This window comes from Desulfosceptrum tomskiensis (assembly GCF_049818055.1).
GTDB lineage: Bacteria > Bacillota > Desulfotomaculia > Desulfotomaculales > JASEER01 > JBFLVT01.
Map to the genome: position 1 here is coordinate 623,887 of NZ_CP187479.1, position 22,849 is coordinate 646,735.

Here is a 22,849-nt window from a genome sequence, read left to right on the forward strand (position 1 = left end):
ATGCTTGAAATTGTCCGGAAATTTCATGCGTGTGTTCTCTGCTTTCAGCAGGATGCTCATTCGATGCTTTCAAGGTATGAGGATACGCCATCACGTGTGATTGCGCTTGATAAAACCCGCAAACGAATAAGCGGCCTTTCACTTAGTCAAAAATCTTTGCTTGAAGAAGCAGTCTTAAGTATCGAAAGAGGCTGCTTTCGGGCTGCGCACGTTATGGCATGGGCTGCATTTATCGATTACTTGGAGGAAAAACTCGCGTCGGATAATCTCAAGGCAGTCAAGGCAAAAAGAACGGGCTGGGCGCAATACAAGAATATTGAGGAATTACGAGAGAATGTTGTGGAATACCAATTGATTGAGGTCGCCAAAGATATTGGTTTGCTGTCAAAGACGGAGATGAAGACATTGCATGGGTTGCTGGCGAAAAGGAATGAATGTGCACATCCAAGTCATCATAACCCGGACATGAACGAAGCGATCGGCTATGTTAGCGAGTTGTTAAATCGTATCGATAGGCTTGAAAAGAAAAGCTTGTGAGGCACAGAAAAGTGCATTACAATGACTGGCTCTACAGCCCCGACCACGGCCGGCTCTGTCAGGTCATCGAGACTCAGACGCTCTGGGGCGAGACGGTCTGCCGTGTCTGGCTGCCGGGCAACTTCAGGACTGAGTGATGAGTGCTGAGGACTGAGTATGGGAAAAGTTGAAAGATTTGAAGATTTGGTCGCGTGGCAGAAGGCGCGAGAACTTACTCGAGCCATATACGAGGTGACGCGGCAAGGCGCCTTTGCCAAGGATTTTGGTTTGAGCGGCCAGATTCAGCGAGCCGCGGTTTCCATCATGTCGAATGTCGCAGAAGGGTTTGAGCGTGGCGGTCGCGGTGAGTTTCACCAGTTTGTTTCAACCGCCAAGGCATCCTGCGCCGAGGTGCGTTCGCAGCTCTACGTAGCACTTGATGTCGGCTATCTGGATGAAGCCAACTTCGACCGATTGATGGAACAGGCGGAAGAAGTTGCTCGCATCCTTGGCGGGTTGCGTGCTGCTGTGGACAAACAGAGAAAGGATGGAGGGAAATGAATCGGCCGACTCTGTCCTCATTCCTCAGTCCTCAGCCCTATGCAGAAGCAGAATGGGTCGTCGTCCATCCGCAAAACACCTTGGGAAAGATTGTGGAGCGCTCCTGCCTGTGGGGAAACACATCCTTTCGCATCTGGCTTCCATCGAGCGATTCGATCATTCGCGTTGACGCTTCCGCCCTTTCTTCCGCTCAGTCCTCAGTCCTCAACACCCATCACTTGACCTACCTCGCTGCCGCCGCTCGCGTGGCTGATGCGCTGACGCAGGACGTTCTGCTTGCTCCCATCGAGGCCTCCGTCATCCCGCTGCCGCACCAGATCCGGGCGTTGTCGCGCGCCATTGCCAATGACCGCGTGCGCTACCTTCTGGCGGACGAAGTCGGGCTGGGCAAGACCATCGAGGCCGGGCTGATTATGCGGGAACTCAAGCTCCGCGGGCTGGTGAAGCGGACACTGGTCATCGCCCCGAAGGGATTGGTGAGCCAGTGGGTGAGCGAGATGCGCTTCCACTTCGGCGAGGCCTTCCATCTGGTGCTCCCCGAGGACTTGAAAACGCTACGGCGTATCGCTCCGGTTTTGAGACCGGCTGACGGGGATGTTGGAAACGGAGCCCCGGGACTCCCGCCTGCAAATCCCTGGCAGATGTTTTCCCAGGTGGTGGTGCCGATGGATTCCGTGAAGCCCCTGGACAAGCGCCGGGGTTGGACGGCGGAGCAGGTGAGGGAACACAACCGGGAGCGTTTCGAGGATCTGATCTCAGCAGGCTGGGACCTGGTCATCGTGGACGAGGCGCACCGGCTCGGCGGGAGCACCGACCAGGTGGCCCGTTTCAAACTGGGCCAGGGGCTGTCCGAAGCCGCGCCGTACATCCTGCTTCTTTCGGCCACTCCCCACCAGGGTAAGACCGACGCCTTTCACCGCCTGATGTCTCTGATTGATCCCCAGGCGTTTCCCGATGCTGGCAGCGTTACGCGGGAGCGTGTCCAGCCGTACGTCATCCGGACTGAAAAACGCCGCGCCATCGACGCCGAGGGCAAGCCGCTGTTCAAGCCCCGCCGCACAGAACTTGCGCCGGTGTCCTGGCAAGAGCGCCACAGCCGGCAGAAGCATCTCTACGAAGCGGTCACCGAGTACGTGAGGAAAGGCTACAACCAGGCCTTGCGTGAGAAACGCAGTTACATCGGGTTCCTGATGATCCTGATGCAGCGCCTGGTTGTCTCCAGCACCCGGGCGATTCGCGCCACGCTCGAGAAGCGGCTGGAGGCGCTCCAGGCACCCGGGGAACAGTTGACCCTTTTCCCCGTTTATTCCGAAGATGACTGGGCTGATCTCGACGGCCAGGAGCAGCTCGAGACGCTGCTGCGCACCCGCTTTAAAGCGCTGAAGAATGAACGCGCCGAGGTGCAATTACTCTTGGAGGCAGCGACCCGGTGCGAGCAGGCCGGACCGGACGCCAAGGCAGAGGCCTTACTTGACTGGATATACCGGCTCCAGGCGGAAGAGGGCGATCCGGAGCTGAAGGTACTCGTCTTTACCGAGTTTGTTCCTACCCAGGAGATGCTGCGTGATTTCCTCAGCGAAAGGGGCTTTTCGGTGGTCTGTCTCAACGGCTCCATGGATTTGGATGAACGCAAGCGGGTTCAGGAGGCGTTCGCCCGCGAGGCCCGCATCCTCATTTCCACGGACGCCGGCGGAGAGGGTTTGAACCTTCAGTTCTGCCACGTAGTAATTAACTACGACATTCCCTGGAACCCGATGCGGCTTGAGCAGCGCATCGGGCGAGTGGATCGCATTGGCCAAACGCATATTGTCCGCGCGGTTAATTTCGTCTTTCAAAACTCAGTGGAACACCGTGTCCTTGAAGTGCTGGAGCAGAAGCTTGCCGTTATATTCGAGGAGTTCGGCATCGACAAAACCGGCGACGTTCTCGACTCAGCGCAGGCGGGTCACATATTCGATGATTTGTATGTCGATGCCATCTTGCATCCCGACAGGGTGGAGGACTCAGTGGATAAGGTGGTTACCCGCCTTCGGGAACAGGTACGGGAAGCGCGGGGCATCGCCTCGATGCTTGGGGCTTCGGACGACCTTGACCCGGGAGAAGCACAACGCCTCCTGGCCCATCCTTTGCAGCATTGGGTTGAGCGTATGACGGTGAGTTACCTTAGGGCGCATGGCGGTAAGGCGGAAAGAAAAGACCGCATCTGGGAACTTGCCTGGCCTGACGGCGCGATATATCCTGCGGCGGTCTTTGCCGCCAAGGAAGCAGCAGAGATCCCCACTGCACGCTGCCTAACCCTGGAGGAGCCGAAAATACGCGGTCTGGCGATGGGATTGCCCCGGTTTGTCCCGGGGCAGCCGATCCCGGTCGTATCGATTCCGGGGATTGGTATCGAGATTCAGGGCTTCTGGTCTCTCTGGCGGATTGCCATCACCGCTTCAGACTGGAACCGCCGCCGGATTATGCCCCTTTTCCTGGCCGATAACGGCAAGGTTTACACGCCGACGGCCAGGCACATATGGGACCATTTGCTGGTAGTGAATCCGATTGTACGCTCAAACCTCGACGCTGCAAGCTCCAAGGATGTTTTTGAGAAGCTGCTCCGAGCCGCTGAAGAGCACGGGAGGCCCATTTACGACGCTTTGGTGCAAGAACATCACGCCCGAATTGCGCGGGAGCGGGAAAAGGCCGAGTATTCCTTCGCTGCAAGGCGCAGGGCTATTGCGCGCATAGGCCTGCCTCAAGTCCGCAGCCATCGATTGAACCTACTTGATCAGGAAGAACGGAGCTTTCGCGAGCAAATCGAGAAGCGTGCCCGCATCTGCCCTGAGATTGTCCCTCTTCTGTTGATTCGTGTGGAGGGATGCAGCCTTGAGTAGCTGGCGCGCCCATATCCTCAGGGAGTTTACCCCGAAGGTCGCAAGGCTCACCCTTGTGGCGGACCCGGACGGTCTGCTGCTTGAGGAGAGGATTCTTGAAGATATCCGGAAACGGGGCTTTGAGCTGATTCCCTTCGAGGATCATGTGGCCTTCCGCTATGCCTATGAATCCAAGTTCCGCTCTCGCTGGGACCGCGGCGAACCAACGGATCTTGTGGTCGTGCTGCATTCCTCGGCTACCGACCTCGGTACCCTGCCGTATGATCTGCTCCAGGCCGGCCGGCGGCTTTCTTTCAACCTTGGCGATATCTTTGCGAACCTGAGCTATCCGGTAGTGGCCGCTCTGGACCGGGGTTATCTTGATGCCCTGTATGATGCCCAGCAAAGGTACGCGCCCGGCCAGCTCGGGGATAACGCTACGAAGGAGTTTATTCTCCGCCACGTTTTCGAGATTGCTCCGGAGCTTATCAAACAGCCGTCGGATCTTCTCCGCGTCCTTCTCCGCCGCCACTACCGTGAGCAGCGGATACCCACTGTTCTCGACGAACGACTCATCCAGCTCTTACGCCTAAGCGACACCTTCGCCGACTGGCCGCTAGAAACCATCATACCTGACCGGGAGGCGTTCTTCGCATTTCTACAAGAGCGTTGGCCGGTGTTCCTGGACCGCATGGCCGCCGTGAATGATCCTGGCGCTCGAGAGGACGCGATGCCCTACGGTTTCAATTACCCCGGACCTGCAGATATGCCCTTCGATCACCATGATATCCGGGTCTACATCGACAACCTGTTCCTTGAGGGAATGCTCCAATCTGTCCCCCATGAGCGCGCGGAAATTCTGTCAAAAACCTGGGCGAGCATAGGAGTTAGGATCGAACCTGCCGAGGATCGCGGATGCCGCCTGAACCGGCTGATCGAGAATATCCTGTCCTCCGTCCCGGCGGAGGATGCCAGGCATGGAGAGTGGTTCCGCTTCGCCCGCGGGTGGGCGGAACTGACGGTACTCGTGCATGATCCGGAAGGTACTACTCTTCAGGAACAGGTAACCCAAAAGGTAAGGGATTTGCAGTCTCAAGTCGATGCCGCATTCACCGCATGGTTGGTGAGGCGGTATGCAGGGCTGGTTAACCTCCCCCCGGCGCCGCCGGTCATGCTCCATCATATCCCGCGGTTCATGGCTCGCTATTTGGGAGATGAACAGAACGGCAAGGTCGCGTTACTCTTGGTCGACGGGCTTTCCTTCGACCAATGGATTGTTGTCCGAAATGCGGTCTCAAAGCGGCGGTCGAGTTTCCTTTTCCGCGAGAACAGCGTATTCGCGTGGATTCCCACGGTCACCTCTGTCTCGCGCCAAGCAGCGTTTGCCGGTAAGCCGCCCATGTATTTCCCGAACACCATTCAGACGACCGACAAGGAGCCGGTTCTGTGGACGCAGTTCTGGGTAGATCAAGGTCTTTTACAGAACGAAGTGGTTTACGCCAAGGGACTGGGAGACGGCAACCTGGACCTGGTTGATGAGCTAATCACTCGTCCAAAGACAAGGGTTGTCGGACTGGTTATTGATAAAGTCGATAAGATTATGCATGGCATGGAACTTGGCACTGCAGGCATGCATAATCAGGTGCGCCAGTGGGCCCGGCAATCTTATATTACCGATCTCCTTGACCTGCTGTTGGATAGAGGCTTCCGTGTCTTTTTAACGTCCGACCACGGCAATATTGAGGCCGAGGGCTGCGGACGCGCTTCAGAGGGCGCAGTCGCCGATCTACGCGGCGAGCGGGTCCGCGTCTATGCGGATACTTTGCTTCGGGATAAGGTGCAGGCACGGTTCCCAAGCGCTCTGAAATGGCAACCTATCGGCCTTCCAGAAGACTACCTTGCCCTCATCGCCCCCGGCCGGATGGCGTTCGTCCGCGACGGGGAACGCGTTGTCAGCCATGGCGGTGTTACCATTGAGGAGCTAATTGTTCCTTTCATTGAGATCAAGAGGAGAAACATATGAACCTTCGTACGAACCACATCGGATTCAGTCAACGAGTTCGCCTGGAGTGGCTCGAGCAGGCCGCCAACCTCGTCTTGGCGGGGAACGATAAATCCGCAATCAACGCTGCCTTGCAAGAACTCCTCAAAGACAAGGTGTCCGTTGGCGGTAGCGCCGAACGCGGTAACCGTGAAAAAGTCATCACCATCCTTATGAAGGTTTGGCTCAACGTTCCACGCGGGCTGGAAATGTTTCGAGACGACGGGCTTGAATTGTTGAGGCGCCTTCCTCGAGCGGATCGGATCGCAGTTCACTGGGGAATGGTGATGGCTGTCTATCCGTTCTGGGCGGCGGTGGCCAGCCAGGTCGGCCGCCTCTTAAAGCTTCAGGGCTCTGCCGCAGCAGCCCACGTTCAACGGCGGGTCCGGGAACAGTACGGGGAACGGGAAACGGTCTCCAGAGCAGCCCGTCGCGTACTTCGGTCCTACGTGGACTGGGGTGTTCTTAGCGAGACAGCTACAAAAGGAGTTTACACGCAAGGATTATCGCTGGTGGTCGGCGATCCCAAGCTGGTTGCATGGCTAATTGAGGCCTCGTTGCATGCGCGTCCTAACGGGTCAGGAGTGTTAAGAGAATTGATCAGCAGCGCAAGCTTGTTTCCATTTCGCTTACAGTCAATTTCCTTGGAGAGCATCCTGGTGTCGTCGCCCCGCATGGAAGTCCTGCGCCATGGCTTGGATGAAGAATTGCTGATGCTGCGAAAGTAGCAGGTGTGGGAAGACGGGGTATGAGCTAGCTGCTTTAGGTTCTGGTGATAAAATCGCAACAAAATGGCTGCTGTCACCGACAGAACAGAAAGGCTCCCGGCTTTCGGGAGCCCTTGATTTTCCTGGTGCGGCAGAGAGGATTTGAACCTCCACGGGCTTAATGCCCACTAGATCCTGAGTCTAGCGCGTCTGCCGTTCCGCCACTGCCGCACGGCTTCGACAAAGGTTATGATAGCATACCGGATGTCGGTTGTCAACGAGCCTACGACGTGTTTCCGGAATGATCTCGGGGGTTGGCGCGGAGCCACGGCAGCGTGTACAGGGAGGTCAAAACAGTGGTTAAGACCGCAAGCGTGACGGCCTGGGGAAGCTGGCGATCACCGCCCGGCAGGTAGGGGTGGATGCCGGCGCCGTAGTCCAGAAAATCCATGAAGCCGAACCAGGGTCCTACGAGGAAAACCAGATAGCGCGCCGGGACCAGCAGGGGCAGGAAGACGATGCCCTGGTAGGCCATGCCGACGTGGGCCACGAAGAGGAACACCTTTTCGAAGTCCCATTGTCCGCCGGTGAACCAGTGGTGGCCGATGATGCCCACCGTCCACGCCCCGTATTTGATCAGTCCCAGCATCGTGAAGGCTTCGAGGAAGGCCCAGGGCCTGCCGCTCAAGCGCAGCCCGAGGACGAGGGCGAACAGCAGGGACTGGATGGGGCATTCCGGGGTAAAGGGCCAGTAGTACCAAGGTGTTGCGGCGAGCTGTTCGCGGTACCAGAAGAAGCCGTACACGGTTGCCGCGGCGTTGATCAGAAGAAGGGCGAGCAGCAACCGGCGGCGGACCAGCAGGTAGCCCAGCAGGCCGCGGTAGGGGCCGGCGTTGCCGGTGCTAGCGCTCAAGCCCGGGTTCCTCCGTTTCACCCAGCTTGCGGATGACCCTGACCGGGACGCCGCCGGCGAGAACATTGTCCGGGACGTCGGTATTGACCAGGGACATGGCCGATATCTGGGTATTGCTGCCGATGGTGACCCCGGCAAGCACGGTGGAGTTGGCGCTGATCAGGGTATCCGCGCCGACGACCACCGGGCCGAGGCGATACTCGTGTACCAGGAATTCGTGGGCGAGGATCGTGGCGTTGTAGCCGATGACGACGTTGTCTTCGAGGGTGATCAGCTCAGGATAGAAAAAATCAAAGACGGCCATGGCGCCCACCGCCACGTTGCGGCCCACCTTCATGCCGGTAAGGCGGTAGAAGACGTTTTTGAGGCCCAGCCACGGCAGGTACCGGGCCGTCCAGATCAAGAGGAAATTGCAGATAACCCGGAGGCGGCTTTTATCCCGGAAACAGTACCACATACTGTTGCGCCCGGGGGGCACGGGATAGACGGTCAGCCTCCGCCTGCGCCGTTCTGTATTTTTCGAATCAGCCATTGTTAATGATTCTTTCGGCGACCAGTTTGCCGGAAAGAAGCATGCCCCCGAAGATGGGGCCCATGCGGTAACCCCCGGCGACGGCGTTGGCCGCCATCCCCGTGACAAAAAGTCCCGGGTAGACTTCACGCGTATTCTCCAGGATTTCGGTTTCGGCCACGTCGGCCCACATCGGGCGTTCGCCGACGGCGCTGCCGGACGGGGTATTCAGGCGGATATTGGCCTTGCGGGCGAGGATGTTCACGATACGCGCGTCGTGCCCGGTGGCATCGATGGTATACCGCGAATGGGTGGCGATGGGATCCACGTGGAAGCGTCCGAGTTCGACGGGCGTCCAGTTGAGGACCAGGCCGGTCACACGGTCGTTCTGCAGGCACACGTCTTCGACCGAAATGAGGTTCATGATTGTCGCCCCCGCTTTGACCGCGGCGAGGGTCAGCGCAGCCACCGACTCCACCGACGAGGCCGTATAATAACCGGGTTCAAAGGCCTCGTAGCGGATACCCATATCTTGCATGACGGGCAGCGCCTCTTCCTGGACGACGATCTCGTTGAACATGATCGCCCCGCCCCACATGCCGCCGCCGACGCTGAGCTTGCGCTCAAAGAGAACGGTCCGCAAGCCCGCCTTGGCCAGGTAGTAGGCAGCGGTAAGCCCGGACGGTCCGCCGCCGACGATAGCCACGTCGCTGTCCAGGCAGTCAAGGAGCTTCTTGTTATACCGCTCGATAATGGCTCTTGCTATGACACGCTCGTCCAACTTCATAAGATAAATCCCCCATCCAGCTATTATCCATATACTTTACTCTTGTACTCAGGATTCGTCAAGTTTTGGCAGGATAACCATGCCGGTCGTCGGTAGTCAGTAATCGGTGTACCAAAAGGTATAGGAAAGCCGCCGGATCTTACGGGTAGCGCGGCTCTTTCTTTTGTTCTGCGTAAAACTGTTCTACGCCTGTTTCCCGCATGCGGTCGTTCATCCTGCGCCAGCGGGCCTGCAGGTCGGGCGGGAACTGGTTGCGCTCACAGGGGTACTCGTCGCACTGGAAGCAGAAATCGACGTTCTTTTCCCGGAAACAGGTCTTGGCCGAACAAAGGGGGAAAGTGCCCCCTCCCTGCCGGCAGCCGGCGCAAGAGGCTTTGCCGAAGAAGAGCAGGAGTTCGTGAAACTGCTTGTAGCCCTCAAAGACCGGCATAAACTTGGCCAGTCTCCCGGCGTAGCGGTCAAAGTTGCCCAGCTTGTCCAGGAGCGCCAGCGCCAGCTTCTTGATTTCCCCGTCTCCGTAGCCGAAACACCGTGAACAGTCCAGCCCGCAGGGGGCCAGCTCGGCAAGTATGGTTTCCCTGTCCATCCCGCACCATCCTCTCGTTCCATTATTTTCTTTGTGAAAACGATATAAGCCAATGATACTCCGATTGGAACTGAAGCGACAAGTCTGTTTAGCAGGATAGCAATGATAAGGAACCGCCAAGAGAGCTAAAAGAGGGAGAATAAGGTTCTGTTTACCGCCGGTCAAGGCGTAGACTACTTACAGGAGTGATTTTTATGCTTACTCCGAGCCTTGAAGACTACCTGGAGGAGATCTATCGCCTGTCGCTCGGTGAAAACGCCGTGCGCGTCACCGACGTGGCGGCCAGGCTTGGGGTTAAGCTGCCGTCGGTCACTAAGGCCCTGCGGCGCCTGCACGAGGAAGACTATCTGACCTACCGGCGTTACAAGGATGTCATACTGTCGGAAAAGGGGCGCCGGCTGGGAAAATTCCTCGTGGAGCGGAACGCCATTCTGCAGGAATTCCTGACCGTGCTGGATGTGTCTTGCGGCAGGGAGCAAGAGGCCGAAGCTATGGAGCACTACCTTTCGCTTCCGACCATCCGTGCCATCGATTACCTGGTCAGGTTTTTCAAGGCCAATCCTGCCTGCCTGGGCGAGTTTCACATCTTTAAAACCGCGCAGGAGCAACGGGGCGACGTGCTGGACGACGGCTATAAAGATTGAGAAAAGAATCTGTCTCAGCCAAGCCCCAGTATCCTGGCCGTCCGGGCGACGGTGAAGCACACCGTAATCGCCGTCAGCGTGGGAATAGCTGCGGCCAGAAACGTCCATTTCCAGTTACCGTTTTCTTTTTGGATGGTATAGAGGGTGGTACCGCACGGGAAGTGCAGCAGGGAAAAGAGCATGACGCAGAGGGCGGTCACCCAGGTCCACCCGTGCTCCACGACGAAGAGACGGTGGATGGCGCTGAGACTGTCCAACTCAACCATCGAGCCGGCAGACAGGTAGCACATGCACAGGATCGGCAGGACGATTTCATTGGCCGGCAGCCCTAAAATAAAGGCCACCAGGATGAAGCCGTCGAGACCGATCTGCCTGGCAAAGGGATCGAGCCAGGCTGCCATGTGCTGGATGATGCTCTGACCGTTAAGGTCGATGTTGGCCAGAAGCCAAATCAAGGCTCCGGCCGGTGCCGCCACGGTGACGGCCCGTGCCAGGACAAACAGCGTCCGGTCGATAAACGAGCGCGCGAGAATCTGCACAACCTGCGGCCGGCGGTAGGGCGGCAGTTCCAGTGTGAAAGAGGAGGGAACCCCGCGCAGCAGCGTACGGGAAAGCAGCCAGGAGACGAAAAGGGTTGCCGCGATACCGGCGATCACAAGGCCGGCCACGGCCGCTGTGGCGAAGACCGTTTGATAGGCCGAGACCCCCAGTCCGGCAGCCAAAACGGCGGCCAGGGTGATGAGCGTGGGGAAACGGCCGTTACACGGCACAAAAACGTTTGTCAGGCGCGCGATCAGCCTCTCCCTGGGCGAGTCGATGATCCTGCAGGCCACCACACCCGCGGCGTTGCAGCCGAAGCCCATGGCCATGGTCAGAGCCTGCTTACCGTGCGTGCCGGCCATTCTAAAGAAACGGTCCAGGTTAAAGGCCACCCTGGGCAGGTAGCCCAGGTCTTCGAGAAGGGTAAAAATCGGGAAGAAGATGGCCATGGGAGGGAGCATGATCGAGACAACCCAGGCCAAAGAACGATACATCCCGTCAACAACAATCTCCTTCAGCCAGGACGGGGCTCCCAGCCAACCCAGGAGGACGGCTAATTGTTCCTGCCCCCAGAAGAGGACCGCCGCCAGCAGCCGGGAAGGGTAGTTGGCTCCCGTTATGGTAAGCCAAAAGGCCGCGCCCAGCAAAAGAAACATGATGGGAAAGCCCAGCCACCTGGAGGTGAGGATGTCGTCGATCCGACGGTCCCAGTCTCTTTTGGGCCTCGTCCGGTGTACGACGGCGCCGGCGATCCTCTCGGCCTCGGAGTAAATCGAGCCGACAATGCGGTCGTGGGCGGCGGGATCAAGCCTGGCTGCCTCGGCCAGCGCCTTAAGATAGCGCAGAGACTCCTCCCTGTCGGCTGTTGCGGCTTTCACCTTTGTCCGCCTCCTTCAAAGAAGTGGTGCAGGGTGTTAAAGATATACGGGTCTCCCTCCAGGATGCGGAGCGCCGCCCATCTCGCGCTGAGGTAGGGCGGGAGAATGTCTTTAAGCCGGGGTTCAAGAAACCTGATGGACCTTTCCAAAGAAGTGTCGTAGGTTACAAGGCGCGGCGAGGTGGAAACCTGGTTGCCGGCCATTTCGGCGATGACCGCTTTAAGCTCGTCGATCCCTTTGCCGTAACGGGCGGCGGTGGCCACGACGGGTACTCCCAACTCGCCGGCCAGCCTGCGGCAATCGATATGGATGTTTTTCCTGGCGGCTTCGTCAATCAGGTTGACGGCGACGATTACCCGCGGCGTGATCTCCAATACCTGCAGGACAAGGTTGAGGTTGCGTTCCAGGCAGGTGGCGTCGACGACAACGACCGTGGCGTCGGGGTTGGCCAGGCATAAGAAATCGCGCGCCACCTGTTCTTCCGCCGAACTGGCCAGGAGGGAATAAGTGCCCGGAAGGTCGACGACGAGGTGCTCCCGGCCGTTGAATGCGTAACAGCCTTCGGCACGCAGGACCGTTTTCCCGGGCCAGTTTCCGGTGTGCTGGTTCAATCCCGTGAGAGCGTTGAAAACCGTCGTTTTCCCGGTATTCGGATTTCCCGCCAGCGCAATCACGGGGATGGATCCATTTCTTTTGATGCCGAATGTTTCGCGGTTTGCGCTCCAGCCGCAGGCGTTGCTGGTCAGTCCCATCGAAGGAACCCTCCGGTCTTAGATTTTCGAGTCGTATTCTTCGGCGGACATTTCCACCTCTATCTGCCGGGCTATGTCCCGCCGCAGGGCGATGGTCGTTCCCCGAACCAGGTACGCTGTCGGGTCTCCGACCGGACTGCGACGCAGCGCCAAAATTTCCGTTCCCGGGACGATTCCCAAATCGAGCAGACGGCGCCTGGTCAAACCTGAAGCCTTGAGAGAGATAACCCGAGCGGTGTTCCCCACGGGCAGCGCGGCGAGGTTAACAGGCGCAGTCTTCGTCTTCACCAGGTTCAACATTGTCACTTCCCCCTCAGACACCCTTGAACAAGCAACAGGCTTATTTATCTATTGGTGTTGTTAGCGCAGGGTAATAATGTTAGCCCAGGCTAACAGTGGGCTAGACAGTGTTGCCGTTCATGGCATAGTACGCAGCGGGATTAGAAGATGCCACCCGTTCACCAAAAGTTGCGAGGGGTGCAGAGCTTGTGCATCCCGTGCCGGCATAAACGCCCATTCACGACGATATCTTTAGTCAAGGGGACGGGCTCGGGGGAGAGAGTATGGCCATATTCATTCCTCGCAAAACAATCTATGCCGTTAACCTGGCGTGGATGGCGCTGTTGATCGCCTGGCTGTTCCTCGGGCACGTCGTGACTGCGGATGCCCGGCGGAGCGGGGAGTGCGAAGTTGAAGTCACATTCCGGTTTTTGGCGCCGATGCGCACGAGTTACCCCGTGGCGGGATTGAACATTACGGACGAGTTCGGGCGTCAAGCCGTTTACCGCGGGACGTGGGTAAACCGGCGCTGCCTTATCATCAGGATACAGGAGCAGGCTACCGGCCAAGGGCTGAAATACCGGTACCGTTTGCGCAAGACTCCGGCGGTGATCTGGCCGTTCAGCGTCAGCGGGCGCGGTCAGTTTATGACGGCGGTGGCTCCAAGAGTTGTTGGGCTCTTTCCTGAATCCAAGGTGCCCGCGCGCGGGCCCGTAGTACTGCAGTTTAACACGCCGGTAGAGGAGAGGAGTTTTCATTCCGCTGTACGCATGGACGTGCCGGGTAAGTGGCGGCCCGCCGAAATGGAACTGGAAAGGGGCCGGTTTGCCGACACGAGCCGCTGGCTGTTCTACCCCGAGCGCCCGTTTGAGCATGGTAGGCGGTACAAGATAGCCGTAGGGCCGGGAGTACGCAGCCTGTCCGGACTGGCAGCCGGTGAGCCGGTCAGGGTTTTCTTCGACACTGCTCCGGAACTGCTGATTATGGAACAATATCCCGAGCCCGGGGCGCCCAGCATCTGGCTGTCGCGCAACATCTGCATCTATACCAACCAGAAGCTTAAGGAAGCCGTGATCGAGGTCGATGACATGGGCGGGCAGGTCGACGTGGAGGGAGAGAAAGCCATTTTCGTTCCCGACAGGTGTTTTCGGCCGTCTTCGACTTACAAGGTCAGGGTCAGCCTGACATCCGTTTACGGGGAAAGGCTGGAGCAAGAGTTTTCTTTCAGCACGACGAAGTTGGGGTCGCCGTATTGGCTCGAGGTCAAGCGCGGGGACAAACGCAGCAAGGTCTGGATTATGAAGGGCGGGAAGGAAATCAAGGAGATCGACGCCTCGTTTGCGCGCCACGCCGACCGCATTCCCGCCGTGACAATGTATGAGAGCTGGAGAAACAGGGGGCTGGACGAGGAAAACAGGCCCTGGTTTGCTCTTAACACCGACATTTTGATTCATGCACTGCCGGATGGGATGAAGGAAGACGACCATGAGAAGCTGGGTCTGCCGAGAAGTTACAGCTGTCTCCTGATTCCGGAGGATGACGTCAAGTGGATCGCCCGACACTTTGAAAAGGGCTTCATGGTCATTGTCCGCTGACGGTGGCCGATTTCGTTCGCCGCAAAAACGAAAAACGGCAAGCTCATCCTTTGGAAAAGCTTGCCGTCTTAATTTCTTATGGTGGGCCATGAAGGAATCGAACCTTCAACCTGACGATTAAGAGTCGCCTGCTCTGCCAATTGAGCTAATGGCCCATATGTGATGGTGGAGGGAGGTGGATTCGAACCACCGAAGGCTGCGCCAGCGGATTTACAGTCCGCCCCCTTTGGCCACTCGGGTATCCCTCCGTATGTCGTTCTGGGTCGGTAATCTCATCACGCCGCCGACCTCTAGTTTACAGTGGTCGGGATGGCGAGATTTGAACTCGCGGCCTCTTGCTCCCAAGGCAAGCGCGCTGACCAAGCTGCGCCACATCCCGAGATCCCGGAATGAGCGGGTCATTTCCGACAATGAAGAGTATAGCAAATGAAAGGCCGGGTGTCAACAGCATCCCGGGCAAAGTGTCGGCGGGCCTGGGAACGAACCTCGTAAATGTTTTACAATTTAGTTAAGATGTGCGTAGACAGCCCGGACGGGTGTTATACTTTGGTAGTAGGGAGGTGATTTGCAAGGATGATGGAGATGATGCGCAAGCTGATGATGATCAGCATCGGTGCAGTGTCCCTGACCAAGGAAAAAGCCGAGCAGCTTGTCAAGGAACTCAGTGAAAAAGGACAGATCAGCACGTCTGAAGCGAAGGCCTTTGTCAAGGAATTGCTCGAAAAAGGTGAAAAGGAGCGCCAGCAAATCCAGAAGACCATCGCCTCGGAGTTCGGCAAGCTTCGCGAAGAGTGGGGGCTGGTAACGAAGAAGGATCTGGCCGAAGTCAACGCCCGCCTGGCAAGGATCGAGGAACGCCTGTTCGGTAAGGTTCAGGCGCCCGAAGAAAGCCCGGCGGCCGACAGCCCCGCCGAAGGCGGTCACGGTGTACAAAGTTAGCATAATGGGGACTGTCCCCGCAGTATAGTTATTATATCTAGCCTGCTGCAGGGGGATGGTCCTTATGCTTTTCCGGGGCTTGGCGAAGATCCTGCTGTTGCTGGCCGTGCTGGCAGTGGTTCCCATTATTGCAAGCGCTACGAACGATAACGGCAGCGCCGGCCAGGAAGGGCAGCGAGACGCCCCGCGTTACACCCGCCAAATGATCGTTATAGTTATCGACGGGCTGCAGGCTGACGTTTTGCAGAAAGTTCAGGCGCCCAACATCAACGGTGTCGCCGCGAGCGGGATCAGAGTGAGCCAGGCGATAACACCGTTCCCCGGAACGCTGGAGGCCGCTGTGGGCAGCCTGTTGACAGGCTGCGACCCGCAGCTGCACAAGTTCGTAAACGGCAACGACCGGCTGGCCGAGCCCACAATTCTAAAACTGATGGAGCAAAAGAACATCAAAACGGCTTTCTTCGACGCCACGGGAAGGCACGGACGGTTTGCGGACGAGTCAAAACTGTACCGGAAGTACGGCAATGACCGGGAGATGGTTGAGGACGCCGTTAAAGTAATGGCGGATAAAACCCCGTATCTAAGCGTGCTTGTTTTCGGCGAGGTGGGCAAGGCCCTGGCCGAAAGCGGGCCGAACAGCCAGGCCTACGCCAAGGCGGTGACCGACGCCGACAACCGCGTGGGCGAGCTGCTGCGCTACCTGCACGGCAAGGGGATGTATGATCACGCCCTGATCGCCGTCTGCGGCACGACGGGTCAGCCGGCCCTGGTGTTGAAGAGCCCGCAGTTTAAAGGCGGGGTTATCCTTCCCCCGGCGAGCCTCACCGACCTCGCGCCGACACTCGGCTATATCGTGGGCGAGCGGCTGCCCGAGGCCACGGGACTCGTCCTGTGGAACGCCTTCGAGCCCGGTTCCTTTCAAAACGGGATCTACTTGATGGAACAGCGCATCAAGGACCTGTCGAACGCGCAGCTGCGGGCCGCCCGGGAGATTGCGGATCTGCGCTCGGGCGAGGCCCAGGTCCAGAAAGAACGGACGATCATCAGCCAGGAACGCAAGACTACACAGGAGGCCATCGCGGAGCGGGAACGCAGAATCGGCATACTGGGCGGCATCGTAAAGACCCTGATCGGCTTGATCGCCGTGTTGATCATCCTCGCCCTGGCCGGTTACTACATCCAGTACCGCTACCTTAAAAAGAAATTCCTCCTGTTTTGAGGTATCGCTTCCCAAGAACCGTCCAGCGTGAAAAAATCAGTTTGCAGAGCGGGAACCCCATAGACGGTTCCCGCTTTTTATTTACTCGCCGCTTTTGGCTGAAGCCTTTTTGGAAACGGCAAATAGCTGTTACAGTTTAATTAAAAACGGGTTTCGTATAGAATGAAAGGCAGCGAAAGGGGAGAGGGTACGTTGTTGAAGATTGCTGTTGCCGGTAAAGGCGGGGTAGGGAAGACGAGCATAGCCGCGGGGCTGATCAGACTATGGGCTGAAGACGGCCCGGTTTGGGCTATTGACGCCGACCCGGATGCGTGTCTGGCTGCGGCTTTGGGTGTACCGGAGGCTGACGCCGCGAAGTTGAAGCCTTTTTCCGAAATGCGCGCGGTGATCAGGGAGCGTGTCGGGGGTGACGGCGGATACATGGTCCTTAATCCGCAGGTCGAAGACCTTTTGGACAGGTACGCCCTCGTACGGGGAAACGTGCGCCTTCTGCGCATGGGCGCACTCAAGAAAGGCGGGGCGGGTTGCTATTGCCGGGAAAACGCCTTCCTTAACGCGATTTTAACCTCGGTGCTTGTAGATAAGCAGGAAGTGGTCGTTGTCGACCTGGCGGCCGGCATCGAGCAGCTGTCGCGCGGCGCCGCCAGAGGCGTTGACAGAATGGTTGTGGTCTGCGACCCGACGCGGGCTGCGGCGGCGACAGCGCGGAACATTGTGGCGATGGCTTTCGACCTGGGCATTGAAAAGGTGGGTTTTGTAGGCAACCGCGTCCGCAATGCGGACGAGCGGGAGTTCATCAGGCAGGCGGCCGCTGAACTGCCGGTGTGGGGTTATGCAGGCAGGTACGAGGAGTTTGCCGGGGACATGTCCCGAGCGGAATGCGCCCTGGAGCTGCCGGCGGGTTTCATGCGCGACCTGGAGAAAGTCAGGGAGGCGCTTTTGCAGGCATAGCAGGTAAGGCCGGTATTTATGCGAAAATGCAAAATTTCGGGGTTTGTTTTCACTCGTCAGTTAAGGCTGGAGGAAGGCCATGAGCAGCAACGACCTGAACCGGGCGATGTTCGAAAAGGCGCTGCGGGACGGCGCGAGCACGGCGCTCAGCCGTGTCAAAACGGTGAAGCCTTGTCCTACGGGAGTCGCGGGGGCTTGTTGCCGGATGTGCTCTATGGGACCGTGCCGGGTTTTCGAGGACAAGGGTCCCAAAGCGGGTGTCTGCGGCGCGACGGCCGAGACCATCGCGGCGCGCAACTTTTGCCGGATGATCGCGGCGGGGACGGCGGCGCACTCGGACCACGCCCGGGAAGTGGTGAATACCTTCCTGAAGGCGTGTGATGGCCAGGCTCCGGGGTTTGCCATCCGCGACGAGGCCAAGCTCAGGACCGTCGCCCGCGTCTTCGGCCTGGAATGGCAGGGCAAGAGCACGGACGAACTGGCCAGGCAGGTGGGGGAAGCCGCCAAGGCGGAGTTCGGCAGGCAGGACGGCGATTGTCTTCCGGCCAACCTCGCCCCGGTCAGAAGGCGGGAAGCCTGGCGCAGGGCGGGTGTGTTTCCGCGCGGTATTGACAGGGAGGTCGTCGAGACGCTGCACCGGACCCAGATGGGGGTCGACCAGGACGCCTGGAGCCTGATGCTCCAGGCAACGCGCTGCGCCCTGGCCGATGGGTGGGGCGGCTCGATGATCGCCACCGCCTTGCAGGATATCCTGTTCGGGACGCCCCGGCCGTTGCGGGCCAAGGTAAACGTGGGCGTTTTGCGGGAGGATCAGGTCAATGTCGTCGTGCACGGGCACGAACCGCTGCTGCCCGAAATCCTGGTGGCGCTCGCCCGCGATCCCGAACTCCTGGACGAGGCGCGCGCAGCCGGTGCTTCGGGCATCAACCTGGCCGGCATTTGCTGCTCGGCCAACGAGCTGTTGATGAGACACGGGGTGCCGGTGGCCGGCAGTTTCCTCCAGCAGGAACTGGCCATCGCCACCGGCGCCGTCGATTTGATGGCGGTCGACGGGCAGTGCGTAATGCAGGGACTGGCCGAGGTCACCCGGTGTTATCATATGCAACTGGTGACCACCTCCTCCCGCGCCCGCCTGCCGGGCGTCGAACACGTGGAGTTTCACCCGGAGACCGCCCTGGAGACGGGCCGGGAACTCCTGCGGCGGGCTATCGCAAATTTTCCCCGGCGCGGGAAGGTCGCTATCCCGAAAGAAACAATGGATCTCGTGGCCGGGTTCGGCCACGAGAGCATAGAGTATATCCTTGGAGGCCGCTACCGTGCCTCTTACCGCCCGCTGGTCGACAACATCGTTAACGGGCGTATCCGGGGCATAGCGGGCGTCGTGGGCTGCAGCAATCCCCGGGCCGCGGGTGGCGGCGACGGGCACAGCGAACTGGTGCGCAAGCTGATCGCCAACAACGTCCTGGTGCTGGCCACGGGCTGCGCGGCGATAAGCCTGGCCAGGGACGGGCTGCTCAGGCCGGAGGCGGCAAGCGAAGCCGGACCGGGGTTGGCCGAGGTCTGCGAGGCCGTCGGCATCCCGCCGGTGCTGCACTGCGGAGCGTGCGTCGACAACAGCCGCTTGCTGGCGGCCGCCTCGGCTCTCGCTTGCGAGGGCGGGCTCGGCGAGGACATAGCGGATATCCCGGTAGCCGGCTGCGCCCCCGAGTGGATGAGCGAGAAGGCCCTGGCCATCGGGCAGTATTTCGTCGCCAGCGGTATCCCGGTGGGTCTCGGAGTAAACTTCCCAGGGTGGGAAAACAAGGCTTTCAGGCACATTATGACCGAGCAATTAGAGGGTGTGACAGGAGCCGGGTGGTTCTTTGAGCCCGACCCGGAGAGAATGGCCGACAGGCTCACGGCGATCATCGATGCCCGCCGCCGGGCGCTGGGCCTCGACCGCGGCCGCGAGCGGGTGCTCTTCGACATGGAGATGAGGAGGAAACTCGATGTCTAGGGTAATCGCCAAGGCGGCTATCAGGGGGGCGCACAGGCTGGTGGAGCAGGCCGGGGACACCCTGCAGGATGCCCTTGCGAGGTTTGGTCCGGACCACAAGGCGGCCCTGCCCAACACCGGGTATTACCTCCCCGTGATTTACGGGATCACGGGCCGGCCCGTGGAAAGGCTGGGCGAGATGGTCCCCGTCCTGGAACTGGCGAGGGAACTGCTGCCGGAGGAACCTGCCGACCGTGTCTGGCTGCCTTACCTGGGGCCGGCCCTCGACGCCGGCATGGCCGCCCTGTTCGCCGGCGAGATCATCGAAAGCATTAAATACCTGCACGAACCGGTGCCTTATACGATGGCCCCTACCCCCGCCGAGGGGAAACTGTGGCTGGGGGCGGCCGACGACGCCGTTCTCAGGCAGCGGGGCATCGAATTCGTCGACGGCACGGCGCCGGGTTTCGCGGTTTGCGTCGGCGCCGCCCCGGACAATGAAACCGCCGTCCGGATCGCCCGGGAGTGCCAGGAAAAGAACCTATACGTGTTCATGGTGTCTTCGACAGACGGGCGGAGCATGGCCGAACAGCTGGCGGAGGAAGACGTTCAGATGGGCTGGGAGACGCGCCTCGTCCCCTTTGGGAAAGATACCAGCAGCGCGGTGTTCGCCCTGGGGTTCGCCGCGCGCGTGGCGCTGTCGTTCGGGGGCGTTGCCGCCGGCGACGCCCGCAGGCTGCTGCTTTACAACAAGAACAGGGTTTTCGCCTTTGTGCTGGCCTTCGGGGAACTCGATGACGAGAAGTGCGCCCTGGCGGCCGGAGCCTTGAACTTCGGTTTCCCCGTGGTCGCCGACACAAAGATTCCGGAGATACTGCCGACCGGCATCTGCACGTACGAGCACGTGGTGGCCGGCGTCCCCCACGAGCGTCTGGTGACCCGCGCCTGCGAAGTCCGCGGCCTGAAGATCACCGTGACCAAGGTGCCCGTTCCCGTCGCCTACGGTCCCGCCTTTGAGGGCGAGTCGGTGCGCAAAAACGATACCCATGCCGAGTTCGGAGGGCAAAAGACCCCGGCTTTTGAACTGGTCAGAACCGGCGGGGCCGACGAGGTTGAAGACGGGCGCATCGTGGTAACCGGCAGCGATATCGACGCGCTGCCCGAGGGGGGAAAGCTGCCGCTCGGGATCTGGGTGGATGTATACGGGCGCAAGATGCAGCCCGACTTCGAGCCTGTGCTGGAGCGGTGGATTCACCACTTCATCAATTACGCCCAGGGCGTCTGGCACATGGGGCAGCGCGACGTCAACTGGATTCGTATCAGCAAGACCGCTTTCAAGGTCGGTTTCAGGTTGCGCCATCTCGGTGATATACTCTATGCTAAACTGAAATCTGACTATTCCAACATCATCGACAGGGTCCAGGTGCATATCACCGCGGATGAAGAAGAGGTGCTGACCCTGCGCGAGAAAGCCCGGGCTTACTACGCCCAGCGCGACGAAAGGCTGCGGTCCTTAAGCGACGAGAACGTCGACACATTCTACTCGTGCACGCTCTGCCAGAGCTTCGCGCCGGCCCACGTGTGCATCGTTTTGCCTGAACGGGTCGGGCTGTGCGGATCGGTGAGCTGGCTGGACTGCAAGGCAGCGTACGAGATCAACCCGCACGGGAGCAACCAGCCCGTGCCGAAGAAAGGGGTTATCGACCCTGTCAAAGGGGAATGGAGCTCCTGCAACGAATTTATCGCTACCAATTCACGCGGCGCGGTGGAAAGGGTGAACTTTTATTCCGTCATGGAGTACCCGCTGACGTCGTGCGGGTGTTTTGAGGCCATCGTTTGCCTGCTTCCCGAGTGCAACGGGTTTTTGGTCGTCAACCGCGAGTATACGGGGATGACCCCGGCGGGGATGACCTTCTCAACGCTTGCCGGGACCATCGGCGGAGGGGTGCAGACGCCGGGCTTCATGGGTATCGGCAAGGCCTACCTGGGCTCGCGCAAGTTTATCGCCGGGGACGGCGGATTGGGGCGGATCGTGTGGATGCCGCGTTCCTTTAAGGAATACATGCGGCCGACTCTGGAAAGGCGCGCGAGGGAAGAGGGACTGGGAGACGACTTCGTGGACAGGATCGCCGACGAAACGGTGGGCGTGGAGGTTGACGCGATCCTGGCCTTCCTTGAGGGAAAGGGGCATCCGGCCCTGAGCATGGATCCGCTGTTCTAGGTGAAATTTACAGGCTGCTGCCGGGCGGGGGAAGTGTAAATGGCTCTAACGGGACTGCAGATTTATAAGATGCTGCCGCGTACGAACTGCAAGGAATGCGGGCAGGCAACCTGCCTGGCTTTCGCTATGCAGCTGGCGGCGGGCAAGGCGTCGCTTGACCTCTGCCCCCACGTCAGCCAGGAAGCCAGAGAGGCGTTGAGTTCGGCTTCGGAGCCGCCGATTGCACTGGTGAAAATCGGGGCGGGCGAGCATGCGGTGGAGCTGGGCAATGAGACCGTGCTCTTCAGGCACGACAAGCGCTTTGTGCATCCTACGGCCATCGCCGTCACCGTTTCGGATTTGCTGGACAAGGAACAGATCGCCCGCCGGGTCGAGGAAATCAACGGCCTGTTCTTTGAGCGGGTCGGCCAGGTCGAAGGCGTCAACCTCGTTGCCGTAAAGCAGGACGGGGACAGGGACCGCTTTGCCGCTGCGGTCAGGGTTGCCAGGGAAAAGAGTGCCCTGCCCCTGATGCTGATCAGCGAAGATGCCGGCGCCCTGGCGGGAGCCCTGGAGATCGCCGGAGACGGGCGCCCGCTGATCTGCGGAGCCACGAGGGCCAACCGGGAGGCCGTGGTCGAACTGGCCAGGAAATACGACTGCCCGCTCGTGGTCCGGAGCGACAACCTGGACGACCTGGCCGGACTGGTGGATGAAACGGTAAAGGCCGGGCACAAGCAGCTTATCCTGGACACCGGAGCGCGGAGCGTGGAGCGTGTCCTGGCCGACCAGACGCTGGTGCGCCGCCTCGCGGTCAACAAGCGTTTTCGCCTGTTCGGCTATCCCACCGTCGCTTTTGCTTGCAGCGGGGATGCCATCCAGGACATGCTCGACGCAGCCGTCTACATTGGGAAGTATGCCGCAGTGGTGGTGGTTGACTCGGCTGAGCGCGCAGACATCCTGCCGCTGATTACCTGGCGGCTTAACATCTACACCGACCCGCAGAAGCCAATTGCTGTTGAAGCCAAGGTCTATGAAGTGGGCAAGCCCGGACCCGACTCGCCGGTATTCCTTACGACCAATTTCTCCCTGACCTATTTCTGTGTGGCCGGGGACATCGAGGGCGCGCGAACCTCAGCCTACATCCTGCCCGTCGATACCGAGGGCACGTCGGTCCTCACGGCCTGGGCCGCAGGGAAACTGGCGCCCGAGAAGATTGCCGAGTTTATCGAGAAGAGCGGTATCGCGGAGCGGGTCAGGCACCGGAAACTGATTATCCCGGGCGGGCTCGCGGTGATGAGCGGGAAACTGCAAGAGGCTACGGGCTGGGAAATCCTCGTGGGGCCGAGGGAGTCTTCAAGTATTAACGCGTTCCTGAAAGAACACTGGTCGTAAGC

21 protein-coding genes and 4 tRNA genes are annotated in these 22,849 nt (G+C 59.5%); 14 read left to right on the forward strand and 11 right to left on the reverse strand.

Features of this window, described 5'->3' with window-relative positions; translation table 11 throughout:
• From ACPV0M_RS03180 to ACPV0M_RS03205, 6 genes are read left to right on the forward strand one after another with little or no spacing between them, the layout of a single operon-like run.
• Positions 1 to 537: a hypothetical protein gene (locus ACPV0M_RS03180; protein ID WP_425621533.1), complete on the forward strand. Its 537-nt coding sequence runs from the start codon at positions 1 to 3 to the stop codon at positions 535 to 537.
• Between the two features lie 11 nt (positions 538 to 548).
• Positions 549 to 674 carry a hypothetical protein gene (locus ACPV0M_RS03185; RefSeq protein ID WP_425622245.1) on the forward strand — a complete coding sequence of 42 codons (126 nt, stop codon included), beginning with the start codon at positions 549 to 551 and terminating at the stop codon, positions 672 to 674.
• Between the two features lie 19 nt (positions 675 to 693).
• The gene (locus tag ACPV0M_RS03190; protein WP_425621534.1) at positions 694 to 1,077 is read left to right on the forward strand and encodes a four helix bundle protein; all 384 of its coding nucleotides are present in this window, start codon (positions 694 to 696) and stop codon (positions 1,075 to 1,077) included.
• The gene (locus tag ACPV0M_RS03195) at positions 1,074 to 3,956 is read left to right on the forward strand and encodes a DEAD/DEAH box helicase (protein ID WP_425621535.1); all 2,883 of its coding nucleotides are present in this window, start codon (positions 1,074 to 1,076) and stop codon (positions 3,954 to 3,956) included. Before ACPV0M_RS03190 ends, ACPV0M_RS03195 begins: the two co-directional genes overlap by 4 nt.
• A complete protein-coding gene (pglZ, locus tag ACPV0M_RS03200) occupies positions 3,949 to 5,958 on the forward strand; it encodes a BREX-3 system phosphatase PglZ (protein ID WP_425621536.1) in 2,010 nt (669 codons plus the stop codon). The genes ACPV0M_RS03195 and pglZ overlap by 8 nt, the downstream gene beginning before the upstream one ends.
• Positions 5,955 to 6,704, forward strand: coding sequence for a hypothetical protein (locus ACPV0M_RS03205; protein WP_425621537.1), 750 nt, complete (start codon positions 5,955 to 5,957; stop codon positions 6,702 to 6,704). Before pglZ ends, ACPV0M_RS03205 begins: the two co-directional genes overlap by 4 nt.
• A 123-nt stretch (positions 6,705 to 6,827) precedes the next feature.
• Here the strand turns inward: ACPV0M_RS03205 and ACPV0M_RS03210 are convergent.
• The 5 genes from ACPV0M_RS03210 to ACPV0M_RS03230 form a co-directional block, all read right to left on the reverse strand.
• Positions 6,828 to 6,914 (reverse strand) — tRNA-Leu (locus ACPV0M_RS03210).
• A 52-nt stretch (positions 6,915 to 6,966) separates the two neighbouring features.
• The gene (locus ACPV0M_RS03215; RefSeq protein ID WP_425621538.1) at positions 6,967 to 7,596 is read right to left on the reverse strand and encodes a DUF1405 domain-containing protein; all 630 of its coding nucleotides are present in this window, start codon (positions 7,594 to 7,596) and stop codon (positions 6,967 to 6,969) included.
• Positions 7,586 to 8,128, reverse strand: coding sequence for an acyltransferase (locus ACPV0M_RS03220; RefSeq protein WP_425621539.1), 543 nt, complete (start codon positions 8,126 to 8,128; stop codon positions 7,586 to 7,588). The genes ACPV0M_RS03215 and ACPV0M_RS03220 overlap by 11 nt, the downstream gene beginning before the upstream one ends.
• Positions 8,121 to 8,894, reverse strand: a complete 774-nt coding sequence (locus tag ACPV0M_RS03225) for a sulfide-dependent adenosine diphosphate thiazole synthase (RefSeq protein ID WP_425621540.1) — start codon at positions 8,892 to 8,894, stop codon at positions 8,121 to 8,123. Before ACPV0M_RS03225 ends, ACPV0M_RS03220 begins: the two co-directional genes overlap by 8 nt.
• A 139-nt stretch (positions 8,895 to 9,033) precedes the next feature.
• A complete protein-coding gene (locus tag ACPV0M_RS03230; RefSeq protein WP_425621541.1) occupies positions 9,034 to 9,480 on the reverse strand; it encodes a DUF3795 domain-containing protein in 447 nt (148 codons plus the stop codon).
• 194 nt (positions 9,481 to 9,674) lie between these two features.
• Between ACPV0M_RS03230 and ACPV0M_RS03235 the strand changes: the two genes are divergently transcribed.
• Positions 9,675 to 10,124, forward strand: a complete 450-nt coding sequence (locus ACPV0M_RS03235) for a metal-dependent transcriptional regulator (RefSeq protein ID WP_425621542.1) — start codon at positions 9,675 to 9,677, stop codon at positions 10,122 to 10,124.
• 14 nt (positions 10,125 to 10,138) lie between these two features.
• Here the strand turns inward: ACPV0M_RS03235 and ACPV0M_RS03240 are convergent, their stop codons facing one another.
• The 3 genes from ACPV0M_RS03240 to ACPV0M_RS03250 are packed head-to-tail and all read right to left on the reverse strand — an operon-like array spanning position 10,139 to position 12,594.
• Positions 10,139 to 11,509, reverse strand: a complete 1,371-nt coding sequence (locus ACPV0M_RS03240; RefSeq protein ID WP_425622111.1) for a nucleoside recognition domain-containing protein — start codon at positions 11,507 to 11,509, stop codon at positions 10,139 to 10,141.
• Between the two features lie 29 nt (positions 11,510 to 11,538).
• Positions 11,539 to 12,294 (reverse strand): FeoB small GTPase domain-containing protein, encoded by a 756-nt coding sequence (locus tag ACPV0M_RS03245; protein ID WP_425621543.1) that lies wholly within the window; start codon positions 12,292 to 12,294, stop codon positions 11,539 to 11,541.
• A gap of 18 nt (positions 12,295 to 12,312) precedes the next feature.
• On the reverse strand, positions 12,313 to 12,594 hold the full coding sequence (locus tag ACPV0M_RS03250) for a FeoA family protein (protein ID WP_425621544.1): 282 nt from the start codon (positions 12,592 to 12,594) through the stop codon (positions 12,313 to 12,315).
• 263 nt (positions 12,595 to 12,857) lie between these two features.
• Between ACPV0M_RS03250 and ACPV0M_RS03255 the strand changes: the two genes are divergently transcribed.
• Complete coding sequence (locus ACPV0M_RS03255) at positions 12,858 to 14,168, forward strand: Ig-like domain-containing protein (RefSeq protein ID WP_425621545.1); 1,311 nt, start codon at positions 12,858 to 12,860, stop codon at positions 14,166 to 14,168.
• A 79-nt stretch (positions 14,169 to 14,247) separates the two neighbouring features.
• On the opposite strand, the gene ACPV0M_RS03260 is transcribed toward ACPV0M_RS03255, so the two are convergent.
• From ACPV0M_RS03260 to ACPV0M_RS03270, 3 genes are all read right to left on the reverse strand, one after another.
• Positions 14,248 to 14,323: transfer RNA gene (locus ACPV0M_RS03260), tRNA-Lys, on the reverse strand.
• Between the two features lie 8 nt (positions 14,324 to 14,331).
• A tRNA-Tyr gene (locus ACPV0M_RS03265) sits at positions 14,332 to 14,416 on the reverse strand.
• A 53-nt stretch (positions 14,417 to 14,469) separates the two neighbouring features.
• A tRNA-Pro gene (locus tag ACPV0M_RS03270) sits at positions 14,470 to 14,547 on the reverse strand.
• A gap of 194 nt (positions 14,548 to 14,741) precedes the next feature.
• On the opposite strand from ACPV0M_RS03270, the gene ACPV0M_RS03275 reads away from it, so the two are divergent.
• The 6 genes from ACPV0M_RS03275 (at position 14,742) to acsC (ending at position 22,847) form a co-directional block, all read left to right on the forward strand.
• Positions 14,742 to 15,107, forward strand: a complete 366-nt coding sequence (locus ACPV0M_RS03275; RefSeq protein WP_425621546.1) for a phasin family protein — start codon at positions 14,742 to 14,744, stop codon at positions 15,105 to 15,107.
• Between the two features lie 64 nt (positions 15,108 to 15,171).
• Positions 15,172 to 16,326, forward strand: a complete 1,155-nt coding sequence (locus ACPV0M_RS03280) for an alkaline phosphatase family protein (RefSeq protein WP_425621547.1) — start codon at positions 15,172 to 15,174, stop codon at positions 16,324 to 16,326.
• A 192-nt stretch (positions 16,327 to 16,518) separates the two neighbouring features.
• Complete coding sequence (locus tag ACPV0M_RS03285) at positions 16,519 to 17,277, forward strand: carbon monoxide dehydrogenase (protein ID WP_425621548.1); 759 nt, start codon at positions 16,519 to 16,521, stop codon at positions 17,275 to 17,277.
• Between the two features lie 79 nt (positions 17,278 to 17,356).
• Positions 17,357 to 19,273 (forward strand): anaerobic carbon-monoxide dehydrogenase catalytic subunit, encoded by a 1,917-nt coding sequence (cooS, locus tag ACPV0M_RS03290; RefSeq protein WP_425621549.1) that lies wholly within the window; start codon positions 17,357 to 17,359, stop codon positions 19,271 to 19,273.
• On the forward strand, positions 19,266 to 21,473 hold the full coding sequence (acsB, locus tag ACPV0M_RS03295; RefSeq protein WP_425621550.1) for an acetyl-CoA decarbonylase/synthase complex subunit alpha/beta: 2,208 nt from the start codon (positions 19,266 to 19,268) through the stop codon (positions 21,471 to 21,473). The genes cooS and acsB overlap by 8 nt, the downstream gene beginning before the upstream one ends.
• A gap of 39 nt (positions 21,474 to 21,512) precedes the next feature.
• Entirely contained in the window at positions 21,513 to 22,847 is a 1,335-nt protein-coding gene (gene acsC / locus ACPV0M_RS03300; RefSeq protein ID WP_425621551.1) for an acetyl-CoA decarbonylase/synthase complex subunit gamma, read from the forward strand.
• The last annotated feature ends 2 nt before the right edge of the window (positions 22,848 to 22,849 follow it).

Bases quoted from the DNA above. Each gene is read 5' to 3' on its own strand.
- acsC (WP_425621551.1), top strand. From the start codon at position 21,513: ATGGCTCTAACGGGACTGCAGATTTATAAGATGCTGCCGCGTACGAAC.
- ACPV0M_RS03245 (WP_425621543.1), bottom strand. From the start codon at position 12,294: ATGGGACTGACCAGCAACGCCTGCGGCTGGAGCGCAAACCGCGAAACA.
- ACPV0M_RS03235 (WP_425621542.1), top strand. From the start codon at position 9,675: ATGCTTACTCCGAGCCTTGAAGACTACCTGGAGGAGATCTATCGCCTG.
- ACPV0M_RS03250 (WP_425621544.1), bottom strand. From the start codon at position 12,594: ATGTTGAACCTGGTGAAGACGAAGACTGCGCCTGTTAACCTCGCCGCG.
- ACPV0M_RS03225 (WP_425621540.1), bottom strand. From the start codon at position 8,894: ATGAAGTTGGACGAGCGTGTCATAGCAAGAGCCATTATCGAGCGGTAT.
- ACPV0M_RS03190 (WP_425621534.1), top strand. From the start codon at position 694: ATGGGAAAAGTTGAAAGATTTGAAGATTTGGTCGCGTGGCAGAAGGCG.
- ACPV0M_RS03220 (WP_425621539.1), bottom strand. From the start codon at position 8,128: ATGGCTGATTCGAAAAATACAGAACGGCGCAGGCGGAGGCTGACCGTC.
- ACPV0M_RS03205 (WP_425621537.1), top strand. From the start codon at position 5,955: ATGAACCTTCGTACGAACCACATCGGATTCAGTCAACGAGTTCGCCTG.
- ACPV0M_RS03180 (WP_425621533.1), top strand. From the start codon at position 1: ATGCTTGAAATTGTCCGGAAATTTCATGCGTGTGTTCTCTGCTTTCAG.
- ACPV0M_RS03230 (WP_425621541.1), bottom strand. From the start codon at position 9,480: ATGGACAGGGAAACCATACTTGCCGAGCTGGCCCCCTGCGGGCTGGAC.
- ACPV0M_RS03195 (WP_425621535.1), top strand. From the start codon at position 1,074: ATGAATCGGCCGACTCTGTCCTCATTCCTCAGTCCTCAGCCCTATGCA.
- ACPV0M_RS03275 (WP_425621546.1), top strand. From the start codon at position 14,742: ATGATGGAGATGATGCGCAAGCTGATGATGATCAGCATCGGTGCAGTG.
- ACPV0M_RS03280 (WP_425621547.1), top strand. From the start codon at position 15,172: ATGCTTTTCCGGGGCTTGGCGAAGATCCTGCTGTTGCTGGCCGTGCTG.
- ACPV0M_RS03255 (WP_425621545.1), top strand. From the start codon at position 12,858: ATGGCCATATTCATTCCTCGCAAAACAATCTATGCCGTTAACCTGGCG.
- acsB (WP_425621550.1), top strand. From the start codon at position 19,266: ATGTCTAGGGTAATCGCCAAGGCGGCTATCAGGGGGGCGCACAGGCTG.
- cooS (WP_425621549.1), top strand. From the start codon at position 17,357: ATGAGCAGCAACGACCTGAACCGGGCGATGTTCGAAAAGGCGCTGCGG.